This is a genomic window from Cellulomonas sp. P5_C5 (genome assembly GCF_054049655.1).
Map to the genome: position 1 here is coordinate 134,056 of NZ_JBFULY010000007.1, position 22,080 is coordinate 156,135.

Here is a 22,080-nt window from a genome sequence, read left to right on the forward strand (position 1 = left end):
CGCGCCGCGCCCGCCAAAGGTCCCGGACGGTCCACAATGGTCGCCGCACAGCAGACCGGCCCCGAGGAGCAAGCAGCATGGCGCGTCGCCCCGCGACACCCGACCTCCCGCCCGAGGACCTCGTCGAGCGCATCGTCGACATCGACGTCGCGACCGAGATGGAGGGCTCGTTCCTCGAGTACGCCTACTCCGTCATCTACTCGCGCGCCCTGCCCGACGCCCGCGACGGCCTCAAGCCGGTGCAGCGCCGGATCCTCTACCAGATGTCGGACATGGGCCTGCGCCCCGACCGTCCGTACGTGAAGTCGGCGCGCGTCGTCGGCGAGGTCATGGGCAAGCTGCACCCGCACGGCGACGCGGCGATCTACGACGCGATGGTGCGCCTGGCCCAGCCGTTCTCGCTCCGCCTGCCGCTGGTCGACGGCCACGGCAACTTCGGCTCGCTCGACGACGGTCCCGCGGCGCCCCGGTACACCGAGGCGCGCATGGCGCCGGCCGCGCTCGCCATGACGACGGGTCTCGACGAGGACGTCGTCGACTTCGTTCCCAACTACGACAACAAGCTCACGCAGCCCGAGGTGCTCCCCGCGGCGATCCCGAACCTCCTGGTCAACGGCGCGTCGGGGATCGCGGTCGGCATGGCCACCAACATGGCTCCGCACAACCTTGTCGAGGTCGTCGCGGCGGCCCGCCACCTCGTCCTGCACCCCGACGCCACGCTCGAGGACCTGCTGCGCTTCGTCCCGGGCCCCGACCTGCCGTCCGGCGGCAAGATCGTCGGCCTCGACGGTGTCCGCGACGCCTACCGCACCGGGCGCGGTGCGTTCCGCACCCGTGCGACGGCCCGGATCGAGAACGTCACGCCCAAGCGCAAGGGCATCGTCATCACCGAGCTGCCGTACACGGTGGGCCCGGAGAAGGTCATCGAGAAGATCAAGGAGGGCGTGCAGAGCAAGAAGCTCTCGGGCATCTCCGACGCGGTCGACCTGACCGACCGCCAGCACGGCCTGCGCCTGGTCATCGAGATCAAGACGGGCTTCGTCCCGGAGGCCGTCCTCGAGCAGCTCTACCGGTTCACCCCGCTCGAGGACTCGTTCTCGATCAACAACGTCGCGCTCGTCGACGGGCAGCCGCGCACCCTCGGGCTGCGCGAGCTGCTGGTCGTGTGGGTGGAGCACCGCCTCGTCGTGGTGCGGCGGCGCTCGCAGCACCGCCTGGCCAAGCGGCTGGAACGCCTGCACCTGGTCGAGGGCCTGCTCGTCGCGATCCTGGACATCGACGAGGTCATCCAGGTGATCCGCACGTCCGACGACGCCGACACCGCGCGCGCCCGGCTGCGGACCGTGTTCGACCTGTCGGAGCCCCAGGCCGAGTACATCCTGGAGCTGCGCCTGCGCCGCCTGACCCGGTTCTCCCGGATCGAGCTGGAGAAGGAGCAGCAGCAGCTCGTCGAGGAGATCGCGGAGCTGCGGGCCATCCTCGCCGACGAGTCCCGGCTGCGCGGGCTGGTCTCCGACGAGATGGCCGAGGTCGCCGCCACGTACGGCACCCCGCGCCGCACGATCCTGCTCGAGTCGGCGGGCGGGACCTCCATCACCGGAGCCCCTGCGGCGCGCGGTGCGGCGGCCCCGCTGGAGATCGCCGACACCCCGTGCTGGGTGCTGCTCTCGGGCACCGGCCTCCTCGCACGCACGGCGTCGGAGGACCTGCCGGCGCGTGCCGACGGTGCCCGTCGGGCCAAGCACGACGTCGTGTCCGCGTCGATCCCCGCCACGGCGCGTGCCGAGATCGGTGTCGTGACGTCGCAGGGCCGCATCGTGCGCGTCTCCGTGCTCGACCTCCCGGGTCTGCCCCCGACGGACGGCGCGCCGTCGCTGTCGGGCGGCGTGCCGCTCGGCGAGGTCGTGTCGCTGCTGCCCCGTGAGCGGGTGGTGGGCCTGGCGTCGCTCGCGACCGACGCGCCGACCCTCGCGCTGGCCACGGTCCAGGGCACCGTGAAGCGCGTGACGTCCGGTGACGTCCCGGGCAACCGCGACGCCTGGGAGGCGATCTCGCTCAAGGACGGTGACGAGGTGGTCGGTGCGGTCGCCGTGCGCGACACCGACGAGCTGGTCCTGCTGTCCTCCGACGCCTCCCTGCTGCACTTCCCCGCGTCGGCCGTCCGGCCGCAGGGGCGCTCGGCGGGCGGCATGGCCGGCATCAAGCTGGCGCCCGGCCAGCGCGTGGTCGCGTTCAGCGCGGTGCCCGCCGACGGTGCCGCCGACGCGGTCGTGGTGACCGTCGCGGGCGCGTCCGGCGCGCTCCCCGGCACCCAGACCGGCTCGGCGAAGGTCACCCCGTTCGAGGCCTACCCGGGCAAGGGGCGCGCCACGGGCGGCGTCCGGGCGCACCGCTTCCTGCGCAACGAGGACGTGCTCCTGCTCGGCTGGGTCGGTCCGTCCCCGGCGTGGGCGACGGGCTCGGCGGGTCAGCCGGTCGAGCTGCCCGCGGTCGACCCGCGGCGAGACATGTCGGGCACGTCGTTGTCCGCGCCCGTGCACGCCGTCGGCTGAGCGTCAGACGAGCGCGACCACGTTGTCCGGCACGGGCGGCCGCTGCGCGTACGTGCGAACAGGTCGCGGCGCGGGCGCCCGACGCTCGGCGACGTTGCGCCCGATGACCGCCGCGGCCAGGAGCCCTTGGCCGACGGTGTAGGTCAGCATCACCCAGAAGCCCTGCCCGGCCAGCTCCCAGCCGGGCACGAACGCCTCGAGCGCGATCAGGCTGTCGCTCAGCAGGAAGACCGCGCCGCCGAACGCGCCGAGGCGCCCCAGACCCGTCGCCAGGACCGCCATCGCGACCAGGACGCCGCCGTAGAGGGCGACCGGGACGAGCAGCGCACCCGCGCCCGGCGCGCACAGCGCCACCAGCGTGACGAGCACGGCCGCGTACGGCAGCAGGAGGACCGGGCGGCTGTGCACCACGGAGCGCCGGACCAGGGGTGCGAACGCCACGACGTACGCCACCTGCGCGAGCAGGAAGAAGCCGACCATGACGAGGAAGGACGCGTCCGGGCCCACCAGAGACGGCACGAGGTCGCCGAGCCAGGAGAAGCCGAGGGCGACGAGCGTCCACGTCACGACGCGACCGCGCGGCCACCGCGTCGCGCTGACGACGACCGCGGCGAGCGCGGGCATGAGCATCCACTGGGTGACGTCGGCCAGCGTGGTGGCGCCCGCCCCCTGCGCGGCGAGATGCACGAGCACCAGCACGACGAAGACCGCGACCCACGTGCGCGCGGCCATGGACAGCGAGCGTCCCACGGCGACCTCCAGGAGGCCGGACGTCCTCGTCCGGCGACAGCGACGGCGGGACCTCGTCGTCCCGCCGCGCCGATGCTAACCCGCGACGGGCGCGCTGCGACGCAAGTTCAGAGCTCGATCGAGTACATCGTGGAGCTGTGGAAGACCGCGTACCCGAGGCCCTCGTAGAGCCGGTGCGCACCGGACTGGTTGGCGGTGTCGACGCCGAGCTCGGCCATGTCCATCCCGTCCGCGCGGTAGGCGGCCATCACGGTGGCGAGCAGCGCCGGCGCGAGCCGGCGACCTCGCCACGCGCGGCGCACGCCGAGCAGGTCGGTGTAGCCGGCCTTGTAGCCGAGCAGGGGCCAGTCGTGCTCGAACCGGGCGGACATCAGGTACCCCGCCACCTCGCCCGTGGCGTCGTCGATCGCGGCGAAGCTCCAGGTCGGCGCGAACATGCTCCGCCCCTGCACCCACTCCTGCGCCGTGCGCGGCTCGCTCCCCCAGTGGTCGGCGAACGCCTCGTTGTGCGCGAGGCGCACCTGCTCGTCCAGCTCGGTCGTCCACGGCACGATGCGCAGGCCCTCGGGCACGTCGATGGGCGGGAGCTCGACGTCGAGGGGGCGCCGCATCTCCGCGTAGTACCGGGCCGGGGTGAAGCCGCCCGCGCGCACCAGCCGGATCGCGGCGTCGGCGTTGTCGTGGAGGAACACGGCCAGACGGGCGGGGAGCTCCTTGCCGGAGGCGGCGAGCAGCTGGCGGCCGCGCGCGGTCTCCCACTCGAGCACCTGGCGGCCGATCCCCCGACCGCGCCACTGCGGGTCCACGGCGCCGTCGAGGAAGACCCGGACCACGCGCGCGTCGCCGGGGGGCTGGTTGGCGCGCGCGTACGCGCGGATCACCCCGTCGGCGTCGACCCCGGCGAGCGTGTCGCGGGCGTGGTCCTTCCAGTCACCGTCGAACTCGTCGTCGATCTCCTCCGCAGAGGTCCGGTAGGGCGCCTCGTCGGCGTCCTCCGCCGCCGTGACGAGGCGAGCGAGTGCGGGGACGTCGTCGAGCGTCAGCGGGCGCCAGGTCAGGCCGTCCGTCCCGGTGGGCAGCGGGACGTCGGCGGGCGCGGCGGCGCGCTCGGCGATGGGAGCGAGGTCGGCGGCGGTCACGTCGTCCACGATCCCGGCCGACGCACCCTGACGGCAACCGGATTGCGGGTCAGGCGTCGATGCGGCTGCGGTCCAGACCGTCGGCGCCCGCGACGATGAAGTCCTTGCGCGGCGCGACGTCGGAGCCCATGAGCAGCTCGAAGATCCTCTCGGCCCGCTCGGCGCCCTCGACGGTCACGCGCCGCAGCGTCCGGTGCCGCGGGTCCATGGTCGTCTCTGCGAGCTGGTCCGCGTCCATCTCCCCCAGGCCCTTGTAGCGCTGGATGTCGTCCTTGTAGCGCTTCCCCGCCTTGTCCAGCTTCTTCAGGGTCGCGACGAGCTCGGCCTCGGAGTACGTGTAGACGTACTCGTTCTTGCGCCCTCCGCCCCCGATGACCTCGATGCGGTGCAGCGGTGGGACGGCGGCGTACACGCGCCCTTCCTCGACGAGCGGTCGCATGTACCGGAACAGCAGGGTGAGCAGCAGGGTGCGGATGTGCGCGCCGTCGACGTCGGCGTCGGTCATCAGCACGATCTTCCCGTAGCGCGCGGCCTCCAGGTCGAACGAACGACCCGACCCGGCGCCGACCACCTGGATGATCGCGGCGCACTCGGCGTTCTTGAGCATGTCCGTGACGGACGCCTTCTGGACGTTGAGGATCTTCCCGCGGATGGGCAGCAGTGCCTGGAAGTCGGAGCTGCGCGCCAGCTTGGCCGTGCCGAGCGCGCTGTCGCCCTCGACGATGAACAGCTCGCTGCGCTCGACGTCGTCGCTGCGGCAGTCCGCCAGCTTGGCGGGCAGCGAGGACGTCTCGAGCGCGTTCTTGCGACGGGAGATCTCCTTCTGCTTGCGCGCCGACAGCCGGGCGCGCATCTCTCCGACGACCTTGTCCAGCAGGAGCGACGACTGCGCCTTGTGGTCCCGCTTGGGCGAGGCGAAGATCGCGGCGAGCTCGGTGTCGATGACCTTGCCGACGATCGCGCGGACCGGTCCCGTGCCCAGGACCTCCTTGGTCTGCCCCTCGAACTGCGGCTCGGCCAGCCGGACGGTGACGACCGCGGTCATCCCGGCGAGCACGTCCTCCTTGTCGATCCGCTCGGAGGTGTCGCGCGCCGAGATCTTCAGTCGCCGGGCGTTCGCGTCCACCTGCTTGCGCATCGTGCGCAGCAGACCGGCCTCGAACCCGGCCAGGTGGGTGCCGCCCTTGGGCGTGGAGATGATGTTGACGAAGCTGCGGACCTCGGTCTCGTAGCCCGTCCCCCACCGCAGCGCGATGTCCACGTCGCAGGTCCGGGACACCTCCTGCGCCGTCATGTGGCCACGCTCGTCGAGCACCGGCACCGTCTCGGTGAACGCACCCGAGCCGGTCAGGTGCCAGGTGTCGGTCACGGCGGTGTCGGGCGCCAGGTGGTCCACGAAGTCGACGACGCCCCCGCTGTGCAGGAACGTCTCCTCGTGCGGGCCGTCGGCGCCGGGCGTCCCCGCGATACCACGCTCGTCGCGCACCGTCAGCGTCAGGCCCGGCACCAGGAAGCTCGTCTGGCGGGCGCGCGTGACCAGCTCGTCGTACGCGAAGACGGCAGCCTTGGGGAAGATCTGCGGGTCGGCCCAGTACCGGACCCTGGTCCCGGTCCGGGCACGCGCGACCTTGCCGCCCACCGCGAGCTCGGACCCGGACACGAACGGCTCGAACGGGTTGTCCGGACCGAGGCCGGCCCGGTCGTCGAACACGCCGGGCTCACCGCGGTGGAACGTCATGCGATGGGTGCGACCGCCCCGGTCGACCTCGACGTCCAGGCGCGACGACAGGGCGTTCACCACAGACGCACCGACACCGTGCAGGCCGCCGGACGCCCCGTAGGACCCGCCGCCGAACTTGCCGCCGGCGTGCAGCTTGGTGAACACGACCTCGACACCGGTCAGCCCCGTCTTCGGCTCGATGTCCACGGGGATGCCGCGACCGTTGTCGCGCACCTCCACCGAGGAGTCGGCGTGCAGCACGATCTCGATCCGGTCCCCGTGGCCCCCGAGCGCCTCGTCGACGGAGTTGTCGATGATCTCCCACAGGCAGTGCATGAGCCCACGGCTGTCCGTGGTGCCGATGTACATGCCGGGGCGCTTGCGCACCGCCTCGAGCCCTTCCAGCACCGACAGGTGCCGGGCGGTGTAGCCGGACTGGGGGGAGGTCGTCGTCACGGGGCCGATGGTAGTCGCCGGGCACGACAGGCGGCTGGAGCCGTGCCGCCGGCAACGGCCATGTTTCGGGCGGGTCACAGTCTGCTACGCGGTGAGCGAACCACCCGCTCTGGGTGCGATGGATCCGGCGCCGGGATGGTTCTATTGATCTGTGACCGGGACCATGACGCATCCACTGACCGCGGCCGACCGCTGCGACCGCTGCGGCGCACAGGCCTATGTCCGAGTTGTCCTCGCGGTGGGCGAGCTGCTGTTCTGCGCGCACCACGCACGCGAGCACGCACCGAAGTTCGCCGAGCTGGCGACCCACGTGCAGGACGAGACCGACCGCCTCCTCGCCGAGCACGGCGCGGGAGCCGGTGCCGCGATCTGACGCAGCGCGCACCTTTCTGACGACGCGAGGCCCGGACCTGATGGTCCGGGCCTCGTGCTCGTCCGGGTCACGTCGCCCCTATGCTCGGCGGCGACACGTCGTCCCCGAACGAGCAGGAGCCGTCCCGTGACAGAGCCCGACGTCGATAAGGCCGAGCAGCTCGAGCTGGTCAGCCGCGGTCTCCTGCAGGGCGAGGAGGTGCTGGCCGTCTACGACTGCATCGGGACCGGCACCGGCTTCGTCGGGCTGACGACGCTGCGGGTCGTCATGCAGGACAAGAGCTTCGTCGGCAAGCGGGTCGCGATCACCTCGATCCCGTACCGGCACGTGCGCTCGGTCTCGGTCGTGAGCAACACGTCGTTCGCCGGCAAGTTCACGTCCAGCAGCAGCATCGCGATCGACGTCGGCGGCACGATCCACGAGGCCGACTTCCGCGGCGTGGAGAAGGCGCACAAGGCCCACGACCTGATCCTCTGGTACATCACCCGCTGACGCCGGTCCAGGATTGCCATCTCGCGAACGCGCCGACCGCCAGGCACGACGAAGGCCCGGACCATCGCGGTCCGGGCCTTCGTGTGGTTTGTTGCTGCCTGTCAGTCCAGGTAGTCCCGCAGGACCTGCGAACGGGACGGGTGCCGCAGCTTCGACATGGTCTTGGACTCGATCTGCCGGATCCGCTCACGCGTGACGCCGTAGACCTTGCCGATCTCGTCGAGAGTCTTCGGCTGACCGTCCGTGAGGCCGAATCGCATCGAGACGACGCCAGCCTCACGCTCGGAGAGCGTGTCGAGCACCTGGTGCAGCTGCTCCTGCAGGAGCGTGAAGCTCACGGCGTCCGCGGGGACGACGGCCTCGGAGTCCTCGATGAGGTCACCGAACTCGCTGTCACCGTCCTCACCGAGCGGGGTGTGCAGCGAGATGGGCTCGCGGCCGTACTTCTGGACCTCGACGACCTTCTCAGGCGTCATGTCGAGCTCCTTGGCCAGCTCCTCCGGCGTGGGCTCACGGCCCAGGTCCTGGAGCATCTGGCGCTGGACGCGCGCGAGCTTGTTGATGACCTCGACCATGTGCACCGGGATGCGGATGGTGCGGGCCTGGTCGGCCATGGCCCGCGTGATCGCCTGCCGGATCCACCACGTGGCGTACGTCGAGAACTTGTAGCCCTTGGTGTAGTCGAACTTCTCGACCGCGCGGATCAGACCGAGGTTTCCCTCCTGGATCAGGTCCAGGAAAAGCATGCCGCGACCGGTGTAGCGCTTGGCCAGGGACACGACGAGGCGCAGGTTGGCCTCGAGCAGGTGGTTCTTGGCCCGCCGGCCGTCGTTCGCGATCCACTCGAGCTCGCGCTTGATCTTGGGCTCCATCGTGATGCCCGCGTTCAGCCGCTCCTCGGCGAACAGCCCGGCCTCGATGCGCTTGGCGAGGTCGACCTCCTGCTCGGCGTTCAGCAGCGCGACCTTGCCGATCTGCTTCAGGTAGTCCTTGACCGGGTCCGCCGTCGCGCCGGCCGTGACGACCTGCTGGGCGGGAGCATCGTCGTCGTCGGCGTCGGAGTAGACGAAGCCGCTGTCCTCGCTCTCCTCCTCCTTCGCGGCGGGCTTCTTCTCGCCGTCCTCGGAGTCCTCGTCGTCCGTGTCGGCGGCATCCTCGACGACCTCGACGACCTCGACCGCCTCGACGACGACCTCCTCGATCGACTCGATGTCGGGCTCGTCGCCCTCGACGACCTCGACCTCGTCGGCGTCGGCTGCGGCCTTCTTGGCGGCGGCGGACTTGGCCGCAGGCTTCGCGGCGGCGGTCTTGGCCGCCGCGGCCTTCGGCGCTGCCTTGGCACGCGTGGTCGCGGCAGGTGCGGCAGCACCCTCGGCGGGAGTCACGACGGCCTTGGTCGACGGGCGAGCCTTCGCGCTGGTCGCAGCGACGGCGCGCGCGGGTGCCGCCGGAGCAGCAGGCTCGCGGACACCGATCCCGGCGGTGGCCAGGCCGCGGACGACGGCGCGCAGGCGCTTGGCGTCCTGGACGTCCGCCTGCTCGCACGCGGTGCGCAGCTCCTCGGCGCCCACGGTGCCGTGGGTGCGCCCGCGCAGGACGAGGTCCTGCAGGGCGGGGTGCTCGAACTCACGCGGAAGAGCGGGATGCGGGGTCTGGGACGACACGAACGACCTTTCGGCAGCGCGACACCCGGAACGGGGCCGGGAGGTAGATGGATATTGTACCGACCCCACGGGCCGGTCGGCGCGATCACGGGCACGACGAGCCGGCCGTCGCGGACGGCAGTCATGGGGTCACGGTGCTCAACGAACGGCGGACACCAGAGATTCCCGCCCGCACGACCACGTTCGGCCGATCCTGAGGATCAGCCATCCGGGTGTGTCGGCGTGCACGGGCGGCGGTCCAGCGCAGCTCGCGTCAGCTGGGCCCGGGCTTGACGGTGAGCACCGGGCACGGCGCGTCGAACAGCACGCGCTGCGCGTTCGCGCCGAGGATGAGCTTGCCGACGGGGCTGCGGCGTCGCAGACCCAGCACGACCAGCTGGGCGCCGACCTGCTCCGCCGTCAGGATGAGGTCGTCCGCGACGTCGCCGCCGCTGAGCACCCGCACCTCGTGGTCGACGCCGGCGGACACCAGCTCGTCACGGGCCCGGTCGAGCTCCGCCTCGAGGGCGCTGCGCTGCTCCTCCGGAGCGTCGGGACGTGTGCTCACGACGACCACGACGCGCGTGTCGCGCTGCCGTGCTTCCTCGATCGCCGCCCCGAGGGCCGCCCGACCTTCCGGAGTGGCCAGATAGCCGACCACGATCCCCATCGGTCCTCCCCTCGTCCCGCGGCAACACCGCCGTCAACCGTGACGCTACCGGAGGCGGCGGGTCGCGACGACCTCTCGGGTGGGATCTCCTCGCAGGTCAGTCGGTGTGCCGGACCCAGCCGGGCGGGATCGCGGCCGCCAACGCGTCGTCGAGCAGCTCCGCGAGGTGGTACGCCGCGTCGGCGTCGAGTGCCCCGTCCAGCAGCAGACGCGCCCGCGCACCGTCCCCGCGCCACCACGAGAGCAGTGCCAGGAGAGTCAGCGCCGGCGCCTGCGCCCCGGTCCTGCCGCGCGCCACGACCGACTCCAGGACCGCCTCGTGCACCGCCGTCGCCCGGACGGGCGGGATGACGCCGCGGCTCGGGTCCAGGATCAGGGCAAGCGCGCCACCGAGCGCCGCGTCGAGCTCGGGTGTCGACGGCACCGTGCGGACGCACCGTTCGGGCAGGTCCGCGGTCCCCGGGACGAGCGCGACGAGCACCGCGTCCCGCACGCGACGGTCGACGAGGCCCGCCTCGAGGCGCCCCCACGGCGCCCCGCCCGGTCCCGGCTCGCCCGCCTGGACGATCGCGACCGCCGACCGCCAGGCCGCGAGCGAGTCCGCCCGCCACCGGTCCAGGGCGTCGGCGCCCGTGCTCTGCGCCTCCTCGCACCGGTGCTCCCACCGACGCCGGACACGCGCGACGGAGCGGCGGACGTCACCGTGCTGCGGGCGGATCCGGGCGATGTCCTCACGCGAGTCCGCCACCGCGGAGCCCGCCAGCACCAGCGTGGCACCCACCTGCGTCGAGTCGAGGTCCCGCAGCGGTCGGCCACCCGTCGGGCAGCAGGCCTCGACGCAGTCCAGAGAGAGGTATCCGGTCGGGGTGACCACCCACACCGCGACCTCCCCGAGGGCGTCCTCCGCCGCCTCGCGCAGGTGCCGCGCCGCGTGCTGCGCGGTGCCGTCGTCACCCCGGGGATCCCGGTCGGTGTAGAGCACGAGGATGCCGCGACGAGCCCCGTCGCGGCCGAGGTGGGCGACGAGCGTCCGGGCGAGCAGCGGCCCGTCGCCGGCGTCCGCGAGGTGCGGCAGGTCCACGCGCACGACGAGCCCGACCTCGCCGCGCGGGGGACGCAGGCTCACGACGACCGCACTGTCCCGCGGCCGGAAGCCGAGTCGATGAGGGACGAGCGCGAGGATCTCCTGGGGTTCGCTCACCCGGAGCGTGGTGGTCTGCATGGCGCCAGCCCACCGGACGGGCCGGCGACCGTGCGGGCCTGCCGGAGCATCTGTGCACGTCGGATCAGGACCGGGGGGATGTGGGCGTCTCGATGCGGCTCCGCGTGCGGCTAACCTGTCGCGATGCCCCGTCCTGCGCCTCTCTCGGCGCGCACCCGTCCCGGCCTCGCCGCTGCCGTCGTCGCGCTGGCGCTCGGGATGTCCACCGCCGCGTGCTCGACCAGCGCCCCCGGACAGGCCTCCCCCACCGGGAGCGCAGTCACGATGGCGACACCGGGGCCCCGGCCCTCGGAGTCGCTGCTGCCCGAGTCGGACGCCGACGCGCACTCCGCCGTCGGCGAGCTCGTCGCCGGCTTCCCGGTCGCCCTCATCCCGGTGCCGGACGGCGCCGAGGTGCTGCTCTCGTCGGCCGCGCCCGTCGACGGCACCGACCTCACCGACGTCAGCCTCAACCTCCGCACGTCTCAGGACACCGCCGGGCTGCTCGACGCCGTCCGGGGACCGCTCGTCGCAGCCGGCTTCGTCGAGAACGCCCCGCCCGCCGCCGAGCCGGGACTGGCCGCACAGTCCACGTTCTCCCGGGGCGACGGCTCCGAGCTGCTCGTCATCGGCATCCTCGACCGTGACGAGCAGCGCACGCTCACCCTCGGGGGGCGGGTCCGCGCAGCCGCGCCGTAGGCTGCCCGCGTGAGCCCCACGACCCCGTCGCTCGTCGACGTCGAGGATGTCCGGTCCCGTATCGACGAGCTGCTGACCAGGCACGTCGCACGGCTGCGCACGGTGCTGGCCGCGGCCAGCGACGACGCCGACGTGCTCGCGGACGCGGTCGCCCAGATCCTCTCGGGCGGGAAGCGTCTGCGAGCGGCGTTCTGCTACTGGTCCTGGCGCGCGCACGGGGGCCGGGCCGGGACCGCCGAGGCGGACGCCGTGCTGCGCGTCGGCGCCGCCCTCGAGCTGTTCCAGGCGGCCGCGCTCTTCCACGACGACGTCATGGACGACTCGGACACCCGTCGGGGCTTCCCCGCGGCGCACCGCGCGTTCGCCCGCCTGCACACCCAGCACGGCCTCACCGGCGACGCCGAGCGCTTCGGGATGTCGGCCGCGATCCTGCTCGGCGACCTCACCCTCATCGCGAGCGAGCAGGAGTTCGCGGGGGCCCTCGCGCTGCAGCCGCTCGCCCGCGCCGAGCGCGCCCGCCTCGTGTTCGACCTGATGCGGACGGAGGTCACCGTCGGCCAGTACCTCGACGTGCTGGCGCAGGCGCTGCCGTGGGGTGACGACCCGGCGGCCGACGAGGCGCGCGCCCGCGAGGTCATCCGCACGAAGGCGGCGCGGTACAGCGTCGAGCACCCGATCGTCCTCGGCGCCGCGCTCGCCGACGCCGACGAGGGCGAGCTCGAGGCGTGCCGCACGCTCGGCCTGCCCCTGGGTGAGGCGTTCCAGCTCCGTGACGACCTGCTCGGGGTGTTCGGCGACCCCCGGACGACCGGCAAGCCCGCGGGCGACGACCTGCGTGAGGGCAAGCGCACGATCCTGACGGCCCGAGCCGTGGCCCGCGCCCGAGCCGCGTCCGACGAGGCCACCGTCGAGCTGCTGCGCGCGCGGCTCGGTGACCGTTCACTCACGGACGCGGACGTGGTGACCCTGGCGGCCGCCATCCAGCGCACCGGCGCGCCGGACGACGTCGAAGCGCTCATCGACGACCTGGCCGGCGCCGCCTTCGCGCTCATGGACCAGCGCCCGTGGGCCGAGCCCGCGCGCGGCCAGCTGATCGGGCTCGCGCACGCCGCGGTCGACCGGCGCGCCTGAGCGCGACCGACGGCCGCTCCCGGTCAGAGCTCGGCCGCGGCCCTGCGCCGGATCTCGGTCTTGCGGCCCGTGCGCAGCGCCTCGATCGGCGTCCCGGGCAGGGAGTCGTCGGGGGTGAAGAGCCACTCGATGGCGGCCTCGTCGCTGAACCCGGCGTCCGACAGGACCGACAGGGTGCCCTGCAGCGAGGCGAGGACGGTCCACGGCTGGTCCGCGTCGGGAGTCGTGGGCTGAGCCGGGTTGGCGAGGTGCCCCGGCACGAGGAACGCGGCGGGCACGACGAAGACGCGCGGATCGCCGCGGCGGACGCCGATGATGCGGCGCTCCTGCACGATCCGACGCACCTTCGAGGCGTCGAGGCCGAGCCGGTCGGCGACGTCAGGGACGGTGAGCCACTCGTCGACCAGCCGGTCGAGCGTTTCTGCGGAATCGTTCACCCGACAAGAGTACGCATCGTTGAATTACACCTGCGCAATTCCCGTCCGCGCTTTCCCCGTGTGCGGTATTCGGATACGTTCGCATTCTGTCACTCCAGTCACACAGGCACCATCCGTTCACTTCCGCACCACGAGGTAGGCATCATGTCGCAGCAGCACGCCATCGCCCGCCGCGTCGCCACAGGGACCGGCGCGACGCTCGCGCTGGCCGTCGTCGGGGTGACCGCGACCGCAGGTGCGGCTCACGCCGACGACTCGTACACGGTGCGCACGGGCGACACCGTCAGCCACATCGCGACCCGCAGCGGCACCACCGTGGCCGCCATCGCGCGCGCCAACTCCCTGGCTGACGCGTCCCGGATCCGCATCGGTCAGGTGCTGACCATCCCCAGCGCGTCGTCCGCCGCGGTCGCCGCCCCCGCGCCCGCCGCGGTCACGGCTGCCTACACCGTCGTCCCGGGCGACACGGTGAGCAGCATCGCCGCGAGGCACGGCACGACGGTCGCCGCCGTCGTCGCGGCCAACGGGCTGGACTCCCGTGCCTTCATCCGCATCGGCCAGTCGCTCTCGGTCCCGGGCGCCGCCGCCCCGAGCTCCACCGCTCCGGCTCCCGCCGCCGTCGCGCCGGCAACGGGCTCCGTCTCCTACACCGTCCGGTCAGGCGACACGGTCACCGGGATCGCCGCCAAGCACGGCGCCACCGTCGCCGCCGTCGTCGCGGCCAACGGGCTGGACTCGCGCGCCTTCATCCGCATCGGCCAGACGCTGGTCGTCCCCGTGCCCGCTCCCGCCGCCACGGTGGGCAACACCTTCGCGGGACGCACCTACGCCGACTCGGTCGTCGCGGCAGCCAACGCGAACCTCGCCGCGCTGCGCAGCTCGCCGACGCCCTCGAAGGCAGAGATGCAGGCGAAGATCGTCGCGACGGCACAGGCGATGGGCGTCGACCCCTCCCTCGCCCAGGCGGTCGCGTTCCAGGAGTCCGGGTTCAACCACGCCGTCGTCTCCCCCGCCAACGCGATCGGCACCATGCAGGTGATCCCGACCTCGGGGCAGTGGGCGTCGGATCTCGTGGGTCGTCAGCTCAACCTCGTGAACGCGGACGACAACGTCACGGCGGGCGTCGCCATCCTGCGCGCGCTCGTCGGCAACGCCCCGGACCTGCCCACCGCGATCGCGGGGTACTACCAGGGGGCGTCCTCGGTGCAGAGGAACGGGATGTTCGCGGACACCAGGCGCTACGTCGCCAACGTCCAGACGCACATGACGCGCTTCCAGTGAGGCCCTGCCTGCCGCATCCGAGGGACCGACGACCGTAGACTCCCTGGCGTGGGAGCCACCATCACCGATCCGTTCGTCGGCCGCCTGGTCGACAGCCGGTACGAGGTCGTGTCCCGCATCGCCCGCGGGGGCATGGCCACCGTGTACCTCGCGGTCGACCGGCGCCTGGACCGGGACGTCGCGCTGAAGGTGATGCACGCCCACCTCGCCGAGGGGACGTCGGGCTCCGACTTCGTCGCCCGGTTCCGGCGCGAGGCCCGGACGGCCGCACGACTGACGCACCCCGGACTCGTCGGCGTGTACGACCAGGGCGTCGACGGCGAGACCAGCTACCTCACGATGGAGTACATCGACGGCTGCAACCTGCGTCGGCACATCGGCGAGCGGGGCGCCCTCACCGTCGGTGACGCGCTGCGCATCGGGGAGAGCGTGCTGGACGCGCTGGCCGCCGCGCACCGGGTCGGCCTGGTGCACCGGGACATCAAGCCCGAGAACGTTCTGCTCGCCTCGGACGGACGGGTGAAGCTCGCCGACTTCGGACTCGCGCGCGCAGTCACCGAGGTCACCTCGACGACCACCGGGACGGTGCTCGGCACGGTCGCCTACCTCGCCCCGGAGCTGGTCGTCCGCGGCGTCAGCGACGCGCGCACCGACGTCTACGCGTGCGGGATCCTGCTCTACGAGATGCTCACCGGACGTCAGCCGTTCACGGGCGAGACGCCCATCCAGGTGGCGTTCCAGCACGTCAACAACGACGTCCCCGCGCCGTCGGAGCTGGTCGACTGGCTCCCCATCGAGATCGACGACGCGGTCCGCGCCCTCGCCGCGCGCGACCCCGACGACCGGCCGGTCGATGCCGCCGCCGCGCTCGCGCTGCTGCGCCGCACCCGAGCCACCCTGGACGACGAGACCCTCGCCCGCCACGCGTCCGTCGCTCCGTCCATCGTGCTCCCCACGGCGACCGACCCGGCCGAGACCGACCTCGACGCCGACGCGGACGAGTCGGACGAGAGCGCCGACGCACCCGCCGACGTCGAGGCGTCGTCGACGGCCGACGACGAGACCACGCTGATCGAGACCGGTGACGCCCGCGGGACGACGGTCGCGCTGCCCATCGGCCTCGGCGTCGGCGTCGAGGTGCTCACCGCTCCCCCGGCCGAACCGCCGCCCAGGCGCCACATCGCCCGCTGGATCGTGCTGCTCGCCGTGCTCGCCGGCCTCATCGGCGCCGGCACCTGGTGGTACCTGCAGGTGGGGCCGGGCGCCTACACGACGGTCCCGACGATCATCGGCCAGAACGAGGCAGAGGCGACGACGATCCTCGAACGTGCCGGGCTCGCTGCAGCCCCGTCCTCGGCGTTCGACGGAACAGCGCCGGTCGGCGAGGTCTTCGCGACGACCCCCGGCCAGGGCGACCGCATCCGCAAGGACGGGACGGTCGCGTTCACGATCTCCAAGGGCCCGGACTACGTGCCGTTCCCCGAAGGGATCATCGGCGCGTCGCAGGCCGACGCCGAGGCCGCGCTCGTCGCCGTCGGCCTCACGGCCACGTACGCGGACCCCGAGTACAGCGACACGACGCCGAACACCGCGATCATCAGCGCGACCCTGCCGGACGGCACCCCCGCCGAAGCCGGCGCCCAGACGATCCGGGACACCGAGATCAGGCTCACCGTGTCCAAGGGCCCGGAGCCGGTCACGATCACGTCCGTCGTCGGGACGACCCTCGACGACGCCACCGGTCAGCTCGAGCCGGACAACCTCAAGCTCGCGCCGACCGAGGTCTTCAGCGACACGGTCGCCGCAGGCCTGATCATCGACCAGAGCCCGGTCGCGGGCGCCGAGGGCCACCGCGGGGACACGATCGCGGTGAACGTCTCCAAGGGCCCGGAGATGCTGCCGCTGCCCAGCACCTACGGCCAGAACGTGAAGGCGGCAGAGGCCGCGCTGCAGGCTGCCGGGTTCATCGTGAAGGTCGAGCACCCGCAGGGCATCTCGCCGCTGAACATCGTCTACTCGCAGAAGCCCGACGGTGGCGAGGGCAAGACCGCCCCCCGGGGCAGCACGATCACGATCAACGTCTTCTGACAGCGCTGCCGCCCCGCCCGCGTGAGCGGATCGGGGCGGCAGCGGACTGCGTGCGGTCAGGACGCGCGGAGCAGCTCCACGACCTGGAACGCCATCTCCAGCGACTGCTGGTGGTTCAGGCGCGGGTCCACGAGCGTCTCGTACCGTCGCGCGAGGCCCTCGTCGTCGATCTCCTCGGACCCGCCGAGCACCTCGGTGACGTCGTCGCCGGTGAGCTCGATGTGCAGCCCGCCGGGCACGGTGCCCAGCCCGCGGTGCACCTCGAAGAAGCCTGCGACCTCGTCCATCACGTCGGAGAAGCGCCGCGTCTTGTACCCGGACGCGGACGTGATCCCGTTGCCGTGCATCGGGTCGCACACCCACGTGACGGGCCGACCGTCCGCGGTCACCTTCTCGACGAGCGCGGGCAGCAGGTCGCGGACCTTGCCGGCGCCCATGCGGGTGATGAAGGTGATGCGACCGGCCTCGCCCTGCGGGTTCAGCTTGTCGATGAGCGCGAGTGCGTCGTCGCCCGACGTCGTCGGGCCCAGCTTGATGCCCAGCGGGTTCTGCACGCGCGAGAAGTAGTCGACGTGCGCGCCGTCGAGCTGACGGGTCCGCTCCCCGATCCAGACGAAGTGCGCCGAGCAGTCGTACGGCAGCCCCGTCCGAGAGTCGACGCGGGTCAGCGGACGCTCGTAGTCGAGCAGCAGACCCTCGTGGCTCGAGAAGAAGTCCACGGAGCGGAGGGCGTCGAAGTCGGCACCGCACGCCGCCATGAAGCGGATGGCCCGGTCGATCTCCGCCGCGATCTCCTCGTAGCGCGAGTACGACGGGTTCGCCATGAAGCCGCGGTTCCACTCGTGCACGCGCAGCAGCGAGGCGAAGCCGCCCGTCGTGAACGCCCGGATCAGGTTCAGCGTCGAGGCGGACGTGTGGTACGCCTCGAGCAGCCGCTGCGGGTCCGGTGTGCGCGCCTCGGGCGTGAACTCGTAGTCGTTGATGATGTCGCCGCGGAACGCGGGCAACGTCACGCCGTCACGGGTCTCCGTGTCCGAGCTGCGGGGCTTGGCGTACTGGCCGGCCATCCGGCCCATCTTGATGACGGGCAGGCTCGCGCCGTACGTCAGCACCACGGCCATCTGCAGGATCGTCTTGATCTTGTTCCGGATGTTGTCCGCGGTCGCGGTGCTGAACGTCTCCGCGCAGTCGCCGCCCTGGAGCAGGAACGCCTCACCCCGGCCGGCCGCCGCCAGCTGCGCGCGGAGGTGGTCGGCCTCCCCCGCGAACACGAGCGGCGGCAGGGTCGACAACCTGGACGTCACCGCGTCCAGCGCGGACGCGTCCGGCCACTGCGGCTGCTGGAGCGCGCCCATCGACCGCCAGGCGTCCAGCCCGGCGACGACCTGCTGGTCCGGCTCGACGCTCATGAGTGGCTCGCCGGCACGAGGGGCTGACCGATGTCCGCCAGGAGCGCGCCGAACCACGGCTGCGACACGTCGAACGCCTTGCCGCCCGCGATGCGCGGGAACTCGATAGCACGCAGCACGTCGCCCTGCTCCTCGTCGTGCCCGATGACACCGGACTCGCCGCGCAGGGCGGACTCGACGGCGAGGTCCGTCATCGACTTGATGAGCCGCAGGTCCTCGGCGTTCGCGGCCGCGGCGCGCGAGTAGTACCCCGACTTCTGCACCATCGTCTTCTCGGCCCCCAGCTTCTCGCCGAACTGCTTGGCGAACCACTGGCCCGGGTTCACGGTGTCGAGCTTCACGTGCCCGAACGGGTCGCGCTCCACCGGCGTGCCGGCGGCCTCGAGCTGCTCCACGATCTCGTGCATGCCGGCGCCCTCCGACAGGAAGATGTTCACGTTGCCCTGCTCGTCCATGATCGCCTTGAGCCGCGCGGCCTCGGCGTCGATGTCGAGCGCGAGCTCGGGCACGAAGACGGCGTGGATGTCCCAGCGCTCCCGGGTGAGGCCGATGCCCGGCACCCACTCCTGCGTGTCGAGCCACGTGCGGTACTCGGCCGCGGCAGCCGCCGTGAGCCACCCGCAGTGCCGGCCCATGACCTCGTGCACGATGAGCATGCGCGGACCGGAGCGGTGCTCGCCGATGATGTTCGCCGCGAAGCCCGCGGCCTCCTCGGCGGCGGTCCAGGCGCCCAGCGACTGCTTGATCGGCACCACGTCGTTGTCGATGGTCTTTGGCAGGCCGACGACGGTCAGGTCGTAGCCGTTGTCGTGCAGGTACGCGGCGAGGTCCGCGGCCGTCGTGTTCGTGTCGTCGCCACCGATGGTGTGCAGGACGTCGACGCCGTCGGCCTTGAGCTGCTCGGCAGCCACCTGCAGCGGGTCCTGACCCTCCTGGACGAGCCCACGCTTGACGCAGTCCTTCGCGTTGGTGAGCTTGACCCGCGAGTTGCCGATGGGCGAGCCGCCGAACTTGTGCAGGATGCCGGCCTTCGCGCGCGTCTCGTCGTCGACCACGATCTTGTCGCCGCGCAGCAGGCCGTAGTAGCCGTGCTGGTACGCGATGATCTCGATGTCGGGAGCGATCTCCGTGTATCGCTCAATGAGCCCGCCGACGGCGGACGACAGGCACGGGGCGAAGCCACCTGCGGTCAGGAGGGCGACGCGACGAACCGACATGAGACACACCTCTCGTAGACAACCTTCGGCGCACCCGCATCGGCGGCGCGCCACGACGTCGGCGCTGCGGCCGACCGCGTCATCCTACTGACGTCTCCGTCTCGTCCTGCGGCGGTACCGGCACCTGGACGTCCGGTACGGGACGACCGCCCGGTGCGGCCGGCAGGTGGTCGGCCGCATCGCCCGCGACGGCCGGGTGACCGGTCGCGATCCGGGCCTTCTGCGTCGCCGCGTACACGTCGACGTACTCCTGGCCCGACAGGCTCATCACCGCGTACATGATCTCGTCGGTGACCGAGCGCAGGATGAACCGGTCGTTCTCCATGCCCTGGTAGCGGCTGAAGTCGAGCGGCTCGCCGATGACCACGCCGATGCGCATGACCTTCGGGATCCGCCGGCCCGGGGGCTGCGCCTCGTCGGTGCCCACCATGGCGACCGGGATCACCGGTGCGCCCGACTCCAGCGCGAGACGCGCGATGCCCGTCTTGCCGCGGTACAGCCGACCGTCAGGGCTGCGGGTGCCCTCCGGGTAGATCCCGAACAGGTCCCCGTCCGCCAGGCGACGCAGACCCGTGCGCAGCGCGGCCTCGCTGGCCTTGCCGCCCCCGCGGTCCACCGGGATGGTGCCCACGCCGCGCATGAACCCCGCGGTGAGCCGGCCCTTGATCCCGGCGCCCGTGAAGTACTCCTGCTTGCCGATGAACACGAGCTCACGGTCGAGGACCAGGGGCAGGAAGAACGAGTCGATCACCGCGAGGTGGTTGCTCGCCAGGATGGCAGCACCTTCCTCCGGCACGTTCTCGGCGCCGCGCACCCACGGCCGGTAGACCAGGTGCAGCAGCGGGCCCACGAACACCCGCTTCATCAACCAGTAGAACAACGGCTCACCTCTCGACCCGACACACGGACTGTCCGTCCACCCGAGCCTGGCGCTCGCTCCTGACGACCCCTTGCTGCAGACCGGGGCCGAGCGCGAACCACCCCGACTGCTCGGTCCGACTCTAGAGTGCTCCTATGGCACCTCGCCCTGACGACTCCGACGACGGCGTCCAGCCGACGGGCGCGGACGTCCCGCCGTCCTCGGCCGACGCGCCCGACGAGCTGCTCGGTGACCAGCCCGATCATGTCCCACCGCCGCAACCCACCGACGACGAGGTCTGGGCCGCGATCGTCGCGGAGCTGAGTGAGCTCGACGGGTACGACGGCGCCGACCCGTCCCCGGAGCCGGAGCCGGAGCCGGAGAGCGTCCCGCCGACGGGTGCGAGCGCGGAGCCGTCGGCAGGCCTGTCCTTCCCGGTGGCGCCCTGGGTGGCGGACCGCCGCGTCGTGCGCCCCGCCGCGGACGCGTCGCCCGAGCTGAGCGGTCGCGACTGGGACGGCACCTCGCAGATCGACGACGCCGAGGCGAGCATCGACGAGGAGGAGCACTTCGTGCCCCCCGACCCCGGTCCCGTCCTCGGCGGCGACCCGCTGCTCACGATGGCCTGGTGCGCGGCCGTGGGGATGCCGCTCTTCCTGCTCGTCGTGCTGGTGGTATGGCGAGACGCACCGTCCGCGCTCGTGCAGGCGGCCGCAGCCGTCTTCGTCATCGGGGTCGGCGTGCTGCTGTGGCGGATGCCGCACCGCCGGGACCCGGACGACGACGACACCGGCGCAGTGGTCTGACCGGCGCGGACGACCGCGGTGATCGGCACCCCGTCGTCAGCCGCGTGCGAGGTCGGCCGCGCCGACCATGCCCGCGTCGTTGCCCATCGACGCCACGACGATCGCCGCCTCCGGCCGGTGACCCCGGCCGGAGAGCTGCTCCGCGAAGCTCTTGCGAGCCGGTGCCAGGAGCAGGTCGCCCGCGTCGGCCACGCCGCCGCCGACGACGATCAGCGCGGGGTCGAGCAGAGCGGCGGCCGACGCGGCACCCTCGCCGACCCAGCGGCCGAGCTCGGTGAGCAGCTCGACGGCGAGGGGGTCGCCCTCCTGGGCGGCCTGCGTGACCTGCGGACCGGTCAGCTTGTCGGCGTTCCCGCCCGCCAGCTCGAGCAGCCGGGTCGCGCGCTCGGGGTGGATGATGACGGTGGCCTGCGCGTCCCGGACCAGCGCGCTGCCCGAGGCGTACTGCTCCCAGCAGCCCTCGTGCCCGCAGCCGCAGTAGTGCCCACCGGGGACGACGCGCATGTGCCCGACCTCGGCGGCCACGCCCCAGGCGCCGCGCACGAGCTTCCCGTTGGACACGATGGCGCCACCGAGGCCGGTGCCCACCGTGAGCATGAGCATGTCGTCGACGTCCCGCGCGGCACCGAACCGGAACTCGGCCCAGCCGGCCGCGTTGGCGTCGTTCTCGACGACGATCAGGACGTCCTCGTTCCCGAGGATCGCCTGCACCTTCTGCCGCAGCGGGTAGTCACGCCACGCGATGTTCGGCGCGAAGAGCACCGAGGACCGGTCCGCGGACACGAACCCGGCCGCGGCGACACCGACGGCACTGACCTCGTAGGACCCGCTGAGCTCCAGGTAGACGTCCGCGATCGCCTTGTCGATGCCCGCGACGTCGTCCGGCGACGTGTCGCGGCGCGTCTTGGCCAGGATCGTGCCGTCCTCGTCCACGACCCCGGCCGCGATCTTCGTCCCGCCGATGTCCACACCGATGGCGTGCATGTTCGTGTGTGCTCCTACGCGCTCGTTCCCGTGCTCGCTACCGTCCGGTGCGGGCTCCCACGCTATCCGCCTGCGCGGCCCCGGGCTCACACGTCCGGCGACGCCGCCACCTGTCCGCCGCAGAGCGTACCCATTCGGGTGCTCACCGCGCCGGGCTGCACGTCCCGTATCCT

At 72.4% G+C, this 22,080-nt stretch carries 19 protein-coding genes; 8 read left to right on the forward strand and 11 right to left on the reverse strand.

Annotation, left to right across the window (positions count from 1 at the left end):
• Positions 1-77: 77 nt before the first annotated feature.
• Positions 78-2,552: a DNA gyrase/topoisomerase IV subunit A gene (locus tag ACXJKF_RS08735; protein WP_456787341.1), complete on the forward strand. Its 2,475-nt coding sequence runs from the start codon at positions 78-80 to the stop codon at positions 2,550-2,552.
• Positions 2,553-2,555: 3 nt separating this feature from the next.
• Here the strand turns inward: ACXJKF_RS08735 and ACXJKF_RS08740 are convergent, their stop codons facing one another.
• The 3 genes from ACXJKF_RS08740 to ACXJKF_RS08750 all read right to left on the reverse strand — a co-directional run bounded on the left by ACXJKF_RS08740 (position 2,556) and on the right by ACXJKF_RS08750 (position 6,617).
• On the reverse strand, positions 2,556-3,284 hold the full coding sequence (locus tag ACXJKF_RS08740) for a lysoplasmalogenase (protein ID WP_456787342.1): 729 nt from the start codon (positions 3,282-3,284) through the stop codon (positions 2,556-2,558).
• 125 nt (positions 3,285-3,409) lie between these two features.
• Positions 3,410-4,450: a GNAT family N-acetyltransferase gene (locus ACXJKF_RS08745; RefSeq protein WP_456787343.1), complete on the reverse strand. Its 1,041-nt coding sequence runs from the start codon at positions 4,448-4,450 to the stop codon at positions 3,410-3,412.
• Between the two features lie 40 nt (positions 4,451-4,490).
• Positions 4,491-6,617 (reverse strand): DNA gyrase/topoisomerase IV subunit B, encoded by a 2,127-nt coding sequence (locus ACXJKF_RS08750; protein ID WP_456787344.1) that lies wholly within the window; start codon positions 6,615-6,617, stop codon positions 4,491-4,493.
• A 163-nt stretch (positions 6,618-6,780) separates the two neighbouring features.
• Between ACXJKF_RS08750 and ACXJKF_RS08755 the strand changes: the two genes are divergently transcribed.
• Both ACXJKF_RS08755 and ACXJKF_RS08760 read left to right on the forward strand, forming a co-directional pair.
• The gene (locus ACXJKF_RS08755) at positions 6,781-6,990 is read left to right on the forward strand and encodes a DUF7455 domain-containing protein (protein WP_055915761.1); all 210 of its coding nucleotides are present in this window, start codon (positions 6,781-6,783) and stop codon (positions 6,988-6,990) included.
• A gap of 126 nt (positions 6,991-7,116) precedes the next feature.
• The gene (locus ACXJKF_RS08760) at positions 7,117-7,482 is read left to right on the forward strand and encodes a hypothetical protein (protein WP_456787345.1); all 366 of its coding nucleotides are present in this window, start codon (positions 7,117-7,119) and stop codon (positions 7,480-7,482) included.
• 101 nt (positions 7,483-7,583) lie between these two features.
• Here the strand turns inward: ACXJKF_RS08760 and ACXJKF_RS08765 are convergent, their stop codons facing one another.
• From ACXJKF_RS08765 to ACXJKF_RS08775, 3 genes are all read right to left on the reverse strand, one after another.
• On the reverse strand, positions 7,584-9,146 hold the full coding sequence (locus ACXJKF_RS08765; protein ID WP_456787346.1) for an RNA polymerase sigma factor: 1,563 nt from the start codon (positions 9,144-9,146) through the stop codon (positions 7,584-7,586).
• Positions 9,147-9,399: 253 nt separating this feature from the next.
• A complete protein-coding gene (locus ACXJKF_RS08770; protein WP_456787347.1) occupies positions 9,400-9,795 on the reverse strand; it encodes a universal stress protein in 396 nt (131 codons plus the stop codon).
• A gap of 97 nt (positions 9,796-9,892) precedes the next feature.
• Positions 9,893-11,017, reverse strand: coding sequence for a DUF4192 domain-containing protein (locus tag ACXJKF_RS08775; RefSeq protein WP_456787348.1), 1,125 nt, complete (start codon positions 11,015-11,017; stop codon positions 9,893-9,895).
• A 123-nt stretch (positions 11,018-11,140) separates the two neighbouring features.
• Between ACXJKF_RS08775 and ACXJKF_RS08780 the strand changes: the two genes are divergently transcribed.
• Positions 11,141-11,695 (forward strand): hypothetical protein, encoded by a 555-nt coding sequence (locus tag ACXJKF_RS08780; RefSeq protein ID WP_456787349.1) that lies wholly within the window; start codon positions 11,141-11,143, stop codon positions 11,693-11,695.
• Between the two features lie 9 nt (positions 11,696-11,704).
• Positions 11,705-12,826 (forward strand): polyprenyl synthetase family protein, encoded by a 1,122-nt coding sequence (locus tag ACXJKF_RS08785; protein ID WP_456787350.1) that lies wholly within the window; start codon positions 11,705-11,707, stop codon positions 12,824-12,826.
• Positions 12,827-12,849: 23 nt separating this feature from the next.
• Here ACXJKF_RS08785 and ACXJKF_RS08790 read toward each other — a convergent pair whose 3' ends face one another.
• Positions 12,850-13,263, reverse strand: a complete 414-nt coding sequence (locus tag ACXJKF_RS08790) for an Rv2175c family DNA-binding protein (protein ID WP_456787351.1) — start codon at positions 13,261-13,263, stop codon at positions 12,850-12,852.
• 144 nt (positions 13,264-13,407) lie between these two features.
• On the opposite strand from ACXJKF_RS08790, the gene ACXJKF_RS08795 reads away from it, so the two are divergent.
• Positions 13,408-14,544 (forward strand): LysM peptidoglycan-binding domain-containing protein, encoded by a 1,137-nt coding sequence (locus ACXJKF_RS08795; RefSeq protein WP_456787352.1) that lies wholly within the window; start codon positions 13,408-13,410, stop codon positions 14,542-14,544.
• 48 nt (positions 14,545-14,592) lie between these two features.
• On the forward strand, positions 14,593-16,632 hold the full coding sequence (gene pknB / locus ACXJKF_RS08800; protein WP_456787353.1) for a Stk1 family PASTA domain-containing Ser/Thr kinase: 2,040 nt from the start codon (positions 14,593-14,595) through the stop codon (positions 16,630-16,632).
• Positions 16,633-16,688: 56 nt separating this feature from the next.
• On the opposite strand, the gene ACXJKF_RS08805 is transcribed toward pknB, so the two are convergent.
• The 3 genes from ACXJKF_RS08805 to ACXJKF_RS08815 all read right to left on the reverse strand — a co-directional run bounded on the left by ACXJKF_RS08805 (position 16,689) and on the right by ACXJKF_RS08815 (position 20,138).
• Complete coding sequence (locus tag ACXJKF_RS08805; RefSeq protein WP_456787354.1) at positions 16,689-18,041, reverse strand: class II 3-deoxy-7-phosphoheptulonate synthase; 1,353 nt, start codon at positions 18,039-18,041, stop codon at positions 16,689-16,691.
• Positions 18,038-19,258 (reverse strand): pyrophosphate--fructose-6-phosphate 1-phosphotransferase, encoded by a 1,221-nt coding sequence (locus ACXJKF_RS08810; protein ID WP_456787355.1) that lies wholly within the window; start codon positions 19,256-19,258, stop codon positions 18,038-18,040. Before ACXJKF_RS08810 ends, ACXJKF_RS08805 begins: the two co-directional genes overlap by 4 nt.
• A 79-nt stretch (positions 19,259-19,337) precedes the next feature.
• The gene (locus ACXJKF_RS08815) at positions 19,338-20,138 is read right to left on the reverse strand and encodes a lysophospholipid acyltransferase family protein (RefSeq protein WP_456787356.1); all 801 of its coding nucleotides are present in this window, start codon (positions 20,136-20,138) and stop codon (positions 19,338-19,340) included.
• Between the two features lie 134 nt (positions 20,139-20,272).
• On the opposite strand from ACXJKF_RS08815, the gene ACXJKF_RS08820 reads away from it, so the two are divergent.
• Positions 20,273-20,923 (forward strand): hypothetical protein, encoded by a 651-nt coding sequence (locus tag ACXJKF_RS08820; RefSeq protein ID WP_456787357.1) that lies wholly within the window; start codon positions 20,273-20,275, stop codon positions 20,921-20,923.
• Between the two features lie 36 nt (positions 20,924-20,959).
• Here the strand turns inward: ACXJKF_RS08820 and ACXJKF_RS08825 are convergent, their stop codons facing one another.
• Positions 20,960-21,907 (reverse strand): ROK family glucokinase, encoded by a 948-nt coding sequence (locus tag ACXJKF_RS08825; RefSeq protein WP_456787358.1) that lies wholly within the window; start codon positions 21,905-21,907, stop codon positions 20,960-20,962.
• Positions 21,908-22,080: the final 173 nt, after the last annotated feature.